Here is a 14,020-nt window from a genome sequence, read left to right on the forward strand (position 1 = left end):
GGATTGATGTAATAAGGGTGTTCTCATGGAAATGATAATCAGGGGGGAAGTCCTGAATCTTGAAACAGGCGAACACAACAGGAGATCCATCCTAGTAGAGAATAACAGGATAAAGGCCGTGAAGAGACATATAAATGGGAAGAACATCATTGATGCTTCAGATAAATTCATCCTCCCGGGCTTTGTGGATCTGCACGTGCACCTGATGGAGGACGGCTTCAGGGTTGAAAGCAAACTTGATGACCCCCTATCCCTCTATTTCTACAGGGCAACCCTTAACATGAGGTCAACAATCGAGGCAGGGGTTACAACGATGAGGGACGCTGGACTGGCAGACAGGGGTGTTAAAATGGCAGCGGAAGCTGGTATAATCCCATCACCCCGTATCCAGATAAGCGTAACTCCCCTTTCAATTACAGGGGGACACTTTGACTTCCACACCCCCTCAGGACTCAACCTTGAAAGAACCTACCCTGGACTTCCATCAGGGATCTGTGACGGAGTATCCTCTGCCAGGAAGAAGACAAGGGAGGTCCTGAGGGATGGTGCGGAGGTGGTGAAGGTCATGGCAACAGGGGGCGTTATGAGCAGCACAGACAGCCCATCAGATACACAGTTCACGGTCCAGGAACTTGCAGCGATAGTTGAAGAGGCATCCTTCAGGAACAGGAGGGTCATGGTACACGCCCATGGCCTCGAGGGTATAAAAAACTCCCTCAAGGCAGGGGTCCACTCGGTGGAACATGGAACATACATTGATAAAAAAACAGCCCGCCACATGGCTGAAATGGGAACCTACCTTGTACCCACATTCCTTGTAACCAGGGTCAACTGCAGGAGGGCCCAAAGGGATGAGCTGCCAGAGTACAGCCGCAGGGACGCCATAGAGGTTGCCAGGGTCCACAGGGAAAACATGGAAACAGCCCACGCAGAGGGTGTTAAAATGGTTATGGGGACGGATTCAGGGGTAATTGGACATGGAGAAAACCTCAGGGAACTTGAATACCTTGTGGATATAGGGATGGACCCCCTTGAAGCCCTAAGGGCAGGTACAATCAGAGCAGCCGAGTGCATGGGATGGGATGACAGGATAGGGAGCATAGAAGCAGGAAAATATGCTGACCTTGTCATAACAGACGTCAACCCCCTCGAGGAAATAGGGGGCCTTGCAGACCGTGAAAGCATACTATGGGTAGTGAAGGATGGAAGGGTGTACAGGTCTCAGGGGGATGATGATGAAGATTAGTATCAGAATCGGGGGAATGGGCTGCGCCGCATGCGCTGCAAAGATCGAGGAAGCCCTGAGGAGAATTGAGGGCGTCCATGGGGCAGCGGTGAACCTTGTGGAGGGGAAGGTCTCGGTTGAATACGACCCGGAAAAGGTGAAACTTAAAGAAATAGAGGCCGCAGTTGAGGATGCAGGGTACAGGGTCCTCAATGACAGGATCACCCTGAGGATCGGTGGCATGAGCTGCGCCATGTGCGCCCGGAAGATAGAATCAGAACTTAAAGGGATCGAGGGGATAAGCAGCGCGACCGTTAACCTTGCAGCTGAAAGGGCCTACATAAGCTACAACCCATCCCTGACATCCCCTGGGAGGTTCAGGGAGGTCATTGAGGGACTCGGTTACCATGTCCTCGACTCTGATGAGGACAAACTCGAGGAGGACCTCTCACCAAGGAAGAGGAGGATAATAGCAGGGTTCGGAGTCTCAATACCCCTGATGGCCATCATGTACCTCCACATCCCCCTGCCGGTCCCTGAGGACATTTTCATGCTACTTGTTTCTCTGGCCCCATTCATCTATGTCTCTGAACCAATATTCAGGGGGGCCATGAGGTCTCTGAGGGCAGGGACCCTTGACATGGATGTAATGTACTCCATGGGTATAGGTGTTGCCTTCCTATCCAGCCTCCTTGGAACAGCAGGCATACTCCCATCAGAGTTCATGTTCTATGAGACAGCCCTGATGCTGGCATCCTTCCTCACCCTTGGAAGATACCTTGAGGCAAGGGCCAAGGGTAAGACATCAGAGGCTGTAAGGAGGCTTATGGAGTTACAGCCAGACACCGCCACCCTTATAAGGGATGGGGAGGAGGTTGAGGTCAGGGCCGATGAGATAAATACAGGTGATCTTGTAATTGTAAGACCCGGGGACAGGATACCCGCAGATGGCAGGGTCCTTGAGGGAACATCATACGTTGATGAATCAATGATAACCGGAGAAACACTCCCCGTCCTCAAGGAGAGGGACTCCGAGGTCATAGCAGGCACCATCAACACAGATGGTGTTCTTAAATTCAGGGTTGAACGCACAGGTTCAGAAACCTTCCTTGCAGGGATAATAAGGCTTGTTGATGAGGCCCAGGCATCAAAGCCAGAGATCCAGAGGATAGCTGACAGGGCGGTCTCATATTTCATCCCTGCAGTGCTCCTGGTTGCAGCATCAGCCTCAATCTTCTGGTACTTCATCATGGACGCGGGCCTGCTCTTCTCGGTGACCGTGCTTGTCTCGGTCCTCGTGGTCGCCTGTCCATGCGCCCTTGGCCTTGCAACACCAACGGCGGTCACCGCAGGTATAGGGAGAGGAGCCGAACTCGGCATACTCATAAAGAAGGGTGAGGCACTTGAAGTCTCCGAAAGAGTATCGGTGGTGCTTTTTGATAAAACAGGGACACTCACAGAGGGAAAACCAGAGGTCACTGAGATTATAGGTGAGGATTCACTTGTACTGGCCGCAGCCCTTGAAAGGAAGTCAAGGCACCCCATAGCAGAGGCCATAACCAGGATGGCTTCCCTTGAGGGCCTGGAAGTCCCTGAAGTGGAGGAATTCAGGAGCATCCCAGGCATGGGCCTTACAGGTAAAGTCAGATCCACGGGACCGGATGGGACAGGGTCATGCCTGGTACTTGCAGGTAACAGGGCCCTCATGAGGGATTTCAACGTACCCCTGGACCCCCTCATGGATAAAATTGATGAACTGGAGTCAGGGGGAAGGACGGTGGTGATGGTCGCCGCCGACGGAGCCCTTAGGGGACTTATAGCTGTATCTGACACTATAAAGCCAGGTTCATATCTGGCTGTCCGTGAACTGGGAAGGATGGGTGTTGATACTGTTATGGTTACGGGTGACAACCGTAAAACCGCCGAAGCCGTTGCAGGGGAAATAGGAATCCACAATGTAATCTCGGAGGTCCTTCCAGGGGATAAGGCCGATATTGTTTCAGAATTCAGGAGGAAGGGGGAGGGGGTGGCCTTTGTTGGCGATGGTATAAATGATGCTCCGGCCCTTGCAGCTGCAGACCTGGGCCTGGCCATCGGAAGCGGCACTGATGTTGCAAGGGAGGCCGGGGAAGTTGTACTTGTGGGTGATGATCCACTGGACGCCGCAGCAGCCCTTCAGCTCGCATCAAGGGTCATGTCACGGATAAAACAGAACCTTTTCTGGGCCTTCGCCTACAACACCATGCTCATCCCGCTGGCGGCGGGTCTGCTCCACCCACTGGGCCTGGTCTTCAGGCCTGAATATGCAGGCCTTGCAATGGCACTGAGTTCAGTCACCGTGGTGTCACTCTCCCTCATGCTGCGCAGGTACACACCCCATGCACGGATGCTGAAGCTGGAGTTAGAGGAAGACATCAAGTGAGCTCTGCCTTGACCTGTCACTCTCAAAGAGGGAGTTAACCCCGTATTCAAGTATCTCAATCCTCTGCATGAGGTAGGGGTCTATGGGGTATCTGGATGCAAGGTCCTTTGATATTTCAAGGTACTTTATAACTGAGCCCTTGGAGACCGTGAGTACAAGATTACCCCCACATTTACACTCCCCTGTCAGGGGTATCCGCCGGTACTTTTTATTGCACCTTGTACAGCGGACCTTCTGCCTGGAGAAGGCCCTTATGTTCCCCATCATGTCCGGGAGGAAGTGGGACATCAGGACACCCTCAACAACCCCCTTCTGGTCCACGGCCCTTATCATCTCTGCAAGGGTTATCTGGGACTCCACCTTTTCCTTCATGCTCGGGATCAGCTTGTAGAGGCATACCCTGGGACCGGCGTGTATGCTGGATGTGTTATGTGAGAACATGAGACCCTGATACTGTTCCGGTGTTCCAAGGCGCTTTTCAACGTTGTCTATCTTATCAAGGACTTCTGTGGGTTTTGCATGTTCAAAGCTCCTTTCATAGACATCAAGGGGGATCATGTCCATCGTGTCTATGTTGTGTGATTCATCATCAATCTCCTCGGGGTCTATCCTTGTTGAGAGAACCAGGGGGGCGTCCATGCTCCCGCCCCTAGTGCTTGGAAGGTAGGACTTTGAGAAGTTCAGGAGGGCGTCAAGCAGGAGCATCACCGAGTCCTCGTCACTGTCACAGTTCCTCCTCTTGGCTGAGTGGAAATATGGGTGGGCGTAGCATGCTGAGGCCTCTGTGAAGCCTATTATCCTTCCAAGGACAGCGGCTGATGTGTGAGGGGCAAGACCTGCTATAAGGTGACCCACAAGGTCATCCCTCCTTTTAACATTGTAGAACCTTTCAAGGCCATAGAACCTTTCAAGGAGGTCGTCAACGAAGTTAGCAACCCTAACAAGGTAGTCAGCGCAGTTTTCTGATATGACAACATCCTGGACCTTCAGTTCAAGTATCTGGTCACTGCTTTCAAGTTCACGGCCGTAGCAGTCCTCTGTATAGCCCAGCTCCCTGAGCCTTTCAACATCAACCCCCACCTCCGCGGGTGTGAAGTGTGTGAGGGGAAGATCCGTGGAGTCATGGCGTATGGTGGCGTCCTTGAAGGTGTAAACCTCGTTTTTAGCACGGAGTATGCCCTTTTCAAGGGGTTCAGGGAATTTGTCACTGGATATCATCCCCTCAACCCCCTTTACTTCATCCAGTTTACGGACGGATACGTTTTCAGAGGCCCTTTTAAGGAGGGCTGCAAGGTTGATTGTCCTCTTCCCGGGCTCACCTATCACGGTTCTTGAGCCGCAGCTGGGACATTTTGACTGCATCGAGCTCACCCGGCATGACGGGCACGTTGCTCTTCCAATCTCCACCGTGATGGATTCTTTCTTTGCGGCGTCGGGTATGTTACGTCTGCTGCCCCCATACTTGCCTATGGGGAACAGTACATGGGGGGCGGGCCTCATTTTACGTTCCTTGGTCTTCTCTGGCCTGCCGACACGGCTACCTATGTAGGTGGGGGCCTTCTTCATTATCCTCACAGGGGAAACCCTGTTGATGGCATCAACACTGTCATCTGATTTTTCAAGGGGCCCCGCCAGGGTGTTTATGAGTGCATATGCATCATCGTATCCGATGATAACCCTGGATCCCTTCTGCCTGTGGGGTACTCCCAGGACCTCAAGTATCCTCTTCTCGGGCCCGAGGCTGAGGGCAAGTTCATCTCCGAGTTCGGCTGTTTTAAGCCATTTCCTGAGGATGTTCAGTTCTTCAACGGTGACATCATGGTAGAAGTATGTGTAACGGGGGTGTAGGGGAACATCATACTCCCTTGAGATCTTGAAGGCCTCCGGAGCATTAGGGATGAATTCCATCCAGTTATGACTGTAATAGGAGAGGTTGAGGGGGTCGTCATCAGGGTATGTCTCTGAGGACATTATCGTCTGTATCCACCACTCCTCGCACCAGCCAGCAGGCATCAGGACGTGGTTGTTCCTGAGGAACTCCCCGAAGGCCACCAGCATATCACCCAGGAAGAGGATCTCCTGGACATCTGAACGGATCTTCCTGGCGGTTTCAGTATCCTCAACCCTTAAAACGTCACCGTTTTTCAGTTTGACAATGGGGCCATCGATGGTGTCAACCGGAACGACACAGTTCCCCTTACCAGGTCTTTCAATTTTCATCTGGGTCCCCACTGCAAGGAACTGGAGCAGCTCCATGGTTGCGGGGTGAACGCCCATGGCTGCAAGGCCGGTGTTCCTTGAACGCCCGTACCTCAACCTGAAGGCACCCTTCTCTGAGGGGTATGCAAGGACGGGTCTACCCCCGATTATATCCTCAATGTACTTACTGTCAGCCTTCACAACAACCTTATCCTCACTTTCATCCTTCCTGGGGGCCTTTGAGAACTTTTCAAGCCAGTCCCAGCCTTCAAGTTTCAGCTGTTTGGCGTACTTGAGGACTTTGGGTGCTTTCTGTATGACGCCTTCAACCATGGCAAGGAGGGCTCCGCCGCGGATGTTGTTTGTTTCAACCCTTTCAAGGTCCCGGTGTGACACCTCAACCTTATCTGTTGGTTCACCCGTCACCTCCACGGGTATGTGCCCTGCTGCAAGCCTTACCTCGTCTGGTTTTGGTGAGTACTGGAGGTTCGTGACCTCGGATTCATAGAGTTCAACCTCCTCAACGTAGCGTTCTATTTCCCTTTCGATGGGTTTGTAACGGTCAAGTTTGATTGCAAGGCGTATGTAGTCAGCTACGAGAACTGATAGTGCAGCGGCCGTACCCCCTGCACTTCTTATGGGCCCTGCGAAGTAGACTGCAAGGTATCTTGTCCTGTCAAAGTTCTCCTTTATCCTGACCCTTGCTATACCTTCAAGGGGGGCTGCGACAACACTCTCCGTCAGGATTGCTAGGGCTGTTCTGATTGCCTGGTCAGCCAGCCTCTCCCTTTCACCGATATCATCATCGGCCACGGGCTGGGATGCTATCTCGGCAGCTATCTGGAATGCGACCTCTTCACGGCTCTTATCATTTTCAAGTTCCTTTATTCTTTCAGCTATCCCCTCTGGACCAACAAGACCCTCCACACGTTCTGCAAGGTCCTTTGCAAGGGGTATTTCTGGACTGGTGCTCACATCAAGACCCTTTGACCTTGCCCTCCGTGCAATTTCATAGAGGCGTTCTGTTTCCCTTTCAAGTTCCTGGAAGTATTCCATCATGATCCATCACACATAAACGGTTTCTCTTAACCCTCCTCTTAGGGGGGTATGGCACCGCAGCTCTAATCCGGTAAATTAAGGAGTTTAATTTTACCTGCATCCGGGTGAAACTTATATTATATGGTGTTGCCAGAGATATAATAAGATTTTTATCATATTATAATGGTGATTTTTCATGGCTAAGAAGGATAAGAAGACACTTCCACCAAGCGGAGCAGGTCTTGTAAGGTACTTTGAAGAGGAAACCAAGGGACCGAAACTCACCCCTGAACAGGTAGTGGTTATGAGCATAATACTGGCAGTTTTCTGTCTTGTACTTAGATTCTCAGGTTAAACAGGAGTGTTAAGATGGCCATACACCCCATTGAGTTCAGGTACGGAACCCCTGAAATGAAGAGCATATGGGAAGCAGAGAATAAACTCCAGAAGATGCTTGACGTGGAGGCAGCCCTTGCAAGGGCAGAGGGTGAACTTGGAATTATACCGGAGGACGCTGCGGCTGAGATAGTCAGCAGGGCAAGCACGGATTTCGTGAAACTTGAACGCGTCAATGAGATTGAGAGGGAGACCCGTCATGACATAGCCTCCATCGTGAAGGCCCTTGCAGAGCAGTGTGGGGGTGAAGCCGGAGAGTATGTACACTTCGGTGCAACCTCCAATGACATCGTTGACACATCAAACTCCCTCCTCATCAGGGAATCAATAGAGGTCCTCAGGGATAAACTGGTGAGGGTCATGAAGGTTCTCCTTGGACTGGCCCGTGAGAACAAGGAGAACGTCTGTATTGGCAGGACCCACGGGCAGCATGCGCTCCCCACAACCTATGGTATGAAGTTCGCCCTCTGGGCAGATGAGATCCGAAGGCATATCGAGCGCCTTGACGCAGCCAGGGGGAGGGTGTGTGTGGGTATGATGACGGGTGCCGTCGGGACAACAGCGGCCCTAGGAGAGGATGGCCTTAAGGTACATGAGAGGGTATCGGAGATACTGGGACTTGAACCCGTCCTCATATCAAACCAGGTTGTCCAGAGGGATAACCATGCAGAGTTCATCATGGTGCTGGCCAATATAGCCACAACCCTTGACAAGATAGCCCTTGAAATAAGGAACCTTCAGAGGACAGAGATAATGGAAATAGGGGAGAAATTTGACCCTGAAAAGCAGGTTGGAAGCAGTACAATGCCCCATAAGATGAACCCGATAACTGCGGAGAGGATATGTGGCGTTGCACGTGTTATAAGGTCCTACGTCGTGGCTGCCCTTGAGAACAATCCACTCTGGCATGAAAGGGACCTCACAAATTCATCATCGGAGAGGATCATACTACCTGAGGCATGCATACTGACGGATTATATTCTTAAACTGACCCTTGATGTCCTTGAGAACCTTGTGTTCTATCCTGAAAACATTGAGAGGAACCTTAACCTTACAGGGGGCCTTATAATGGCTGAGAGATTGATGGCTGAACTCACAAGGAGGGGTATGGGGCGCCAGACAGCCTATGCAAGGGTACGTGAATGTGCCATTGAGGCCAACAGGACAGGTAAAACCCTGAAGGAAGCCGTCCTTGAGAGGCCTGAAATAATGGAGTACCTTGAAGCCGGCGAGCTTGATGAGATCATGAATCCAGCCACCTACATTGGCTCAGCTTTAAGGATCGTTGGCAGGGTTCTTGAGGAATCAGAGAAATGGTTACAGGAGGGTTATGGAGGAACCTGATGGATCATTAATAAATTACAGTAAAATTTTTTACAGTAAAATTTTTCATAAAAGTTATATGCATTTTTATTCCATACATAAATATGGTGATAAAAAATGCAGTTAAAGGAGATAAAATCTGTAAGGGTTGTTCCTTACACCATAATGAACTCCTCCATAGGGGCGATATGGGGATTCATAGCCGCCATCCTGTTCCTCATATTCGCAGGAGGCATATCATCGGTACTTCCAGCCGAACTGGGGGCTCTTAAGGGGATAATTACAGGGATATCAGTTGCCGGGCTTGTCGTGTTACCCGTCGGGGTGTTCCTGGTGAGCATAGTGGAGTCCTTTCTGAGGGCTTTCATCTACAATGGACTTACACCACGCCTTGGAGGCATCAAGCTCAGCCTCATCGACATGGAGCAGGTTGAATCGTTTGACGTTGTGAGCACATCACTGATACTCTCTGCGGTGGCAGCGCTCCTCTCATTCATATACCAGCTTCTGGTAGCCCCCCTGCAGTGGGTATTCCTCAACGCAATCGTTAACATAGCAAATACCCTTGACCCATCAGCCATGTCAAGCATGGCAGCCCTTGGCTCTGCAACGGCACTTGGAACCATCCTGAACATAATATTAGCACCAATAATGACGTTCATAGCATCCTTCATAGTGATCGCTGTGGTTATCCTGCTATACAACTTCCTCGCGTCAAAGATCACAACCATAAAGGTGAAGCTCACGGAGATCAGTGACGGCCTTGTGAGCATAGACAGGATCGAGGCCATACCCCTGGGACTCATAACAGGGTCAATAGCAGCATTCATAGGTTTAATAGTGGGAATAGTGATACTCATCTTCTCAGCAATTGGAGGGGACTTCACTGCAGGGCTAATTGCACTGGTTGTTCTGACGGTGGCGCTCTTCATCTACTCCTTCATAGTGTATGCGGTTACAGCCCTCTTCTACAATGTCCTCGCACCAAGGATAGGCGCCGTCCAGATAAGGCTAGAATAGTGCCCTGATTGGTGGAATATAATTCTACTTAATTCTTTTATACGAACAGTTTCATAGTATAAATCCTTTATTAATAAAAATATATAATAATATTTACCGAATGATTTATAAAGGGGTTATTAACTGGTTATATCCTCAAAGGGTCTTCCAAAGTGTTCATAGTTTATTTTTTATATGGTGAGGAACATATAACATATCAAGTTTTTTGAGAAGGAGTTTGTGGTGATTGGGTGATTGATGATTCACGACTTTTAGCTGCCATACCTACAAAGGCAGAGACATGTGTACTTAAGAACAACGGCATAAGGGAAAAGTTCAGCCATGAGAAACTGGTAAAATCCCTCCTTAACCTTGGAGCCAGCCTCTGGACATCTGAAAACGTGGCCTCAGAGGTTGCAAGGTCCGTTTACAACGGGATAACAACCAAGGAGATAAAGATCCTTGTATACGACTCCCTCAGGAAGGTGGATGAGGACCTTGCAGACAGGTACCTTGCAGCCAACAGACTGAGGGTCAGGACTTCAAGGGATAAAATAGAGACCTTTGACCAGAAAAAGATTGAGGAGAACCTTATAAGGGAGGCGGGAGCCTCCCCGGAGGTTGCAGAGGAGATAGCATCAGAGGTGTGGAAGGAACTCAAGAAACTGAACGTCGAGTACCTCACAGCCCCAATGATAAGGGAGGTTGTGAACACCAAACTCATAGAGCATGGCCTTGAAACCCTCAGGAAAAGGTACACGCGTCTCGGTATCCCTGTATACAACATCGCGAACCTCATCGAGAACGGTTCAAGGGACAACGCCAACATGATCCACAACCCGGAAACGGTACACAAATACGTGGCTGATGAGGCCCTGAAACAGTACACTCTTCTCCACATACTCCCATCAGGACTTGCAGACGCCCACATGTCAGGCGACATACACATACACGACCTTGAATTCTTCGCTGCAAGGCCCCTTAACTGCCTCCAGCATGACCTCCGCCTTTTCATAAGGCACGGCCTGAGAGTTGACGGAACCGGTGACCACACATCAGTAGCTGGACCCCCAAAGCACCTTGAGACGCTCATGAACCATGCAGGGGAGATAATGCTGGCATCCCAGCAGAACATGTCAGGTGGTCAGGCAATGAGCCTATGGAACGTTTTCGTCGCCCCATTTGCAGCGGGACTCCCCTATGAGAAGATCAAACAGGCAGTCCAGATGTTCATATTTAACCTCAACATGGCCTACGCTGCAAGGGGCAGCCAGGTCCCCTTCACCAGCATAAACCTTGAATTCGGGGTCCCGGAGTTCCTTGAGGATGAACCGGCCTACGGCCCCAGGGGTGAACGTGCAGGGGTCTACGGGGACTTTGCTGATGAGGCAAGACTCCTTACAAGGGCATTCACCGAGGTCCTCCTTGAGGGCGACGCCGATGGAAAACCCCACCTCTTCCCGAACACCATCTACTCAATAAGGAGGGAGACCCTCAGCGGGGAGTTCGATGAGGAACTCCGCCTGGTCCATGAACTCGCCTCCAAGTACGGGACAGCCTACTTCATAAACATGCTTGCCGATTACCGCGGAGACATGGCCAACTACATGGGGTGCAGGACGAGCCTCGCTGATAACTGGACCGGGGACTGGGACCGAGACTGTCTGAGGACAGGTAACCTTGCATATGTAACCCTGAACCTCCCCAGGATAGCCTACCAGTCAGGGGATGATGATGAACTCTTCGAGTACCTCGATGAGTACATTGACATGGCTGTGGAAGTTCTGAGGATAAGGAGAGAGCAGGGTCTTCGCTGCCTCAACGACTACCACCTCCTGCCATTCCTCTCCCAGGAAATCGACGGTGAACGCTACTACAGGGTTGAGAATGCAACAATGAGCTTCGGCTTCACAGGCCTTAACGAGATGCTCCAGTACCATACCGGAAGCGGTATACAGGACCCGAATTCAAACAGGCTGGGCCTCAGGGTGATAGAGCACATAAACGAACGTGCAGCGGAACTTAAAGCCGAGACCGGGTGGAGGTGGAGCGTGCTCCAGACACCGGCCGAATCCACAGCCCACCGATTTGCAATGCTTGACCATGAACATTACCCTGAGGAGGCGGTGCTGCAGGGAACCCGGGGAGCCTACTATTACACCAACTCAAGCCACACCCCTGTGGATGCAGAGGTTGATATAATTGAGAAGATAAGGATTGAGGAGAAGTACCATCCACTCACACCCGGAGGCCACATATTCAACGCCTGGCTCGGCGAGGCCAGACCAGACCCTGAAGCCCTTGAAGGCCTCACAAGGAAGATATGCAGGAACAGTGACATTGGATTCTGGGCCTACAGCAACGCCCTGAGCTTCTGCCTCCGGTGCAAAACCCTTATGAGGGGTCTTCAGGATTCCTGCGCTGCATGCGGTGAGAGGGATGATGTTGAATGGTACGACCGTATAACAGGATACGTTCAGCAGGTTGGAAGGGCCAAGTCCTCAAGCGGGGGATGGAACAGGGGTAAACAGCAGGAGCTGCTGGACCGGAGAAGGATAAACCTGTAATTTCACCTCACATCCGCCTGAACTCCTTTTTATTTTAATAGAAGGATTAATATTTGCTCCCATTGCTTCAATCTTAAGAGAGAAGACTTGAACTTTCTTTAATTTTAAAATCAGCCGTATCTGAAATCAGGTCCATAAAATTAAATTCGGTTAGGTGGAGGATTAATCCATTTTTTTGAGTTCCACAGGGACTGTCTGGGACTCTGATGAACCCCCGAATCCATGGGCTATCATTGTATGCCTTCCAGCTCCACCTGCAACCACAAGGACAACATCATCCGGGCTTCCTGTTACTGGGACCATATCATCCACCACGAGGCTGTAATCAAGTTTCCTGCCGCCACGGTCCCCCAGGGGTGCCGGTACCAGCGCCCTTTCATGTATATAGTTCCTGACGTCCTCCCGGCTCCATCCATGTGATGCGACGGTCTCTGCGTGTTCAGGGCTCATGATGACCAGGAGTTCACCAGGGACGTGGCTGTTGTTGCACCCGGCGGTTGAGGCTGTGTGCACCACGGTATCAAGGAGGTCCTCGGGGGTCCTGCTCCGGTGATCATTCACGTTGTGTGGGGCCTCCATACCAAGGACCGTCACGGTACTCTCACAGGCATCAAAACCCCTTTCAACATGAAGGGGTTCCCATGGACTCATGGACTCGTTTTCAGCTAGACAGAAGGCGTATTTTGCAGGGGAGCCCATGGTTGCATGGTCACCCACTCCTGGGATGGCACCCGCAATGTTAATGAGGCAGAGCCTGATGGCACGACCCAGGGTTGCATTGGCAAGGTTCCCTGGACCCAGGCAGCCATCGGCAGAGTTGAAACCAAGTTCATCCCTTGCGGGTCCATTAACAATAACTCCAACGGCAACCGGGTGGGTTGTGGCGTTTATCCCTGCAAGGTTGAACTCTTCCCTTGACATCCCCTCAATGCATGCCTCAAGGAGGGGCATCATCCCGGGCAGGCATCCGGCCATGACCGCGTTCACGGCAACCTTCTCAACGGTGGCCTTACCCATCCTTGGCGGCAGCACGGCTATCACATCATCAGGTTCCCTGCTGCTGTAATGGTAGAACTTCTTCACCCTGGCCTGTGTTGGGGGTATCACGGGGAGTCCATCTGTGAATTTCTTCTGGTAGAAGTCAAGGCTTATCCTCTCCGGATCAGGGTCAACCATGACCTTCATGTCCTCCGGTGATGAACCGCAAAGCCGATTGTCATCAAGGAGGTCGTCTATAAGGCATCCGCATGATTTATCAATCTTCACAGGATTCACCCCAGATACTCCATTATGTCTCCAATGATTCCATCAGCCTTTTTTCGGACAGCTTCAGGTTCAATGCCAGCTATCGGGTGGCCTATCTCAACAATCCTCAGCCCGGGCATTCCGTGTGCTGCAGCGAGTCTCTTGGCGTATTCCCGGAACCTGTCAGAGCAGATGGAGATTGTGGGGACACCCATCCCCTCCAGGCGTATGGCATCAAGTATCACCCAGGTTGTGCATGAACCGCAGTCCCCAAGGGCAAGGATGCAGAGATCGGCCCCGGCAGCCACCCCGATCTGATCCTCCTCTGCAGGCGCACCTGCCGGTTTCTCAGCCCAGACTGTACTGAACCCTGAAAGGCTTTCCTCGACGGTTCTTAGTATAATATCGGCTCCAGGTTTGGTATTGTCCAGGAGGGAAACCTTCCCAACATCCCTGATGGGGTTCACGGGGGTTTCTTCCATGGCTGTATCTGCAAGGGGATCCATAACATCCCTTTCAACAATCCTGACCTTCATAGGCGTCCACTTCCTATGCCTCTAACCTCAGTCTTCTCATCTGATGCTCCACACGGACAAAACCCGTTCT

At 51.3% G+C, this 14,020-nt stretch carries 9 protein-coding genes; 6 read left to right on the forward strand and 3 right to left on the reverse strand.

Annotation, left to right across the window (positions count from 1 at the left end):
* Positions 1-25: 25 nt before the first annotated feature.
* Together N5910_RS00440 and N5910_RS00445 are read left to right on the forward strand one after the other, a co-directional pair.
* Positions 26-1,246 (forward strand): metal-dependent hydrolase family protein, encoded by a 1,221-nt coding sequence (locus N5910_RS00440; RefSeq protein WP_261599638.1) that lies wholly within the window; start codon positions 26-28, stop codon positions 1,244-1,246.
* Complete coding sequence (locus tag N5910_RS00445) at positions 1,236-3,647, forward strand: heavy metal translocating P-type ATPase (protein ID WP_315901939.1); 2,412 nt, start codon at positions 1,236-1,238, stop codon at positions 3,645-3,647. Before N5910_RS00440 ends, N5910_RS00445 begins: the two co-directional genes overlap by 11 nt.
* Here N5910_RS00445 and polC read toward each other — a convergent pair.
* Entirely contained in the window at positions 3,627-6,902 is a 3,276-nt protein-coding gene (gene polC, locus N5910_RS00450; protein ID WP_261599866.1) for a DNA polymerase II large subunit, read from the reverse strand. The two genes, N5910_RS00445 and polC, sit on opposite strands and share 21 nt — an antisense overlap.
* 178 nt (positions 6,903-7,080) lie before the next feature.
* Here polC and N5910_RS00455 point away from each other — a divergent pair, with 178 nt between their 5' ends.
* From N5910_RS00455 to nrdD, 4 genes are all read left to right on the forward strand, one after another.
* Positions 7,081-7,239 (forward strand): preprotein translocase subunit Sec61beta, encoded by a 159-nt coding sequence (locus tag N5910_RS00455; RefSeq protein WP_013294958.1) that lies wholly within the window; start codon positions 7,081-7,083, stop codon positions 7,237-7,239.
* A 14-nt stretch (positions 7,240-7,253) separates the two neighbouring features.
* Positions 7,254-8,624, forward strand: coding sequence for an adenylosuccinate lyase (gene purB, locus N5910_RS00460; protein WP_074358271.1), 1,371 nt, complete (start codon positions 7,254-7,256; stop codon positions 8,622-8,624).
* Between the two features lie 96 nt (positions 8,625-8,720).
* Positions 8,721-9,623, forward strand: coding sequence for a hypothetical protein (locus N5910_RS00465; RefSeq protein ID WP_191216304.1), 903 nt, complete (start codon positions 8,721-8,723; stop codon positions 9,621-9,623).
* A gap of 230 nt (positions 9,624-9,853) precedes the next feature.
* Positions 9,854-12,169, forward strand: a complete 2,316-nt coding sequence (nrdD, locus tag N5910_RS00470) for an anaerobic ribonucleoside-triphosphate reductase (RefSeq protein ID WP_370518324.1) — start codon at positions 9,854-9,856, stop codon at positions 12,167-12,169.
* A 162-nt stretch (positions 12,170-12,331) separates the two neighbouring features.
* Here nrdD and N5910_RS00475 read toward each other — a convergent pair whose 3' ends face one another.
* Both N5910_RS00475 and N5910_RS00480 read right to left on the reverse strand, forming a co-directional pair.
* Positions 12,332-13,435 carry a hypothetical protein gene (locus N5910_RS00475; protein ID WP_191216305.1) on the reverse strand — a complete coding sequence of 368 codons (1,104 nt, stop codon included), beginning with the start codon at positions 13,433-13,435 and terminating at the stop codon, positions 12,332-12,334.
* A 5-nt stretch (positions 13,436-13,440) separates the two neighbouring features.
* Entirely contained in the window at positions 13,441-13,950 is a 510-nt protein-coding gene (locus N5910_RS00480) for a UGSC family (seleno)protein (protein WP_074358273.1), read from the reverse strand.
* Positions 13,951-14,020 lie beyond the last annotated feature (70 nt).

This window comes from Methanothermobacter wolfeii (assembly GCF_025397995.1).
In the GTDB taxonomy this organism is placed as follows: domain Archaea; phylum Methanobacteriota; class Methanobacteria; order Methanobacteriales; family Methanothermobacteraceae; genus Methanothermobacter; species Methanothermobacter wolfei.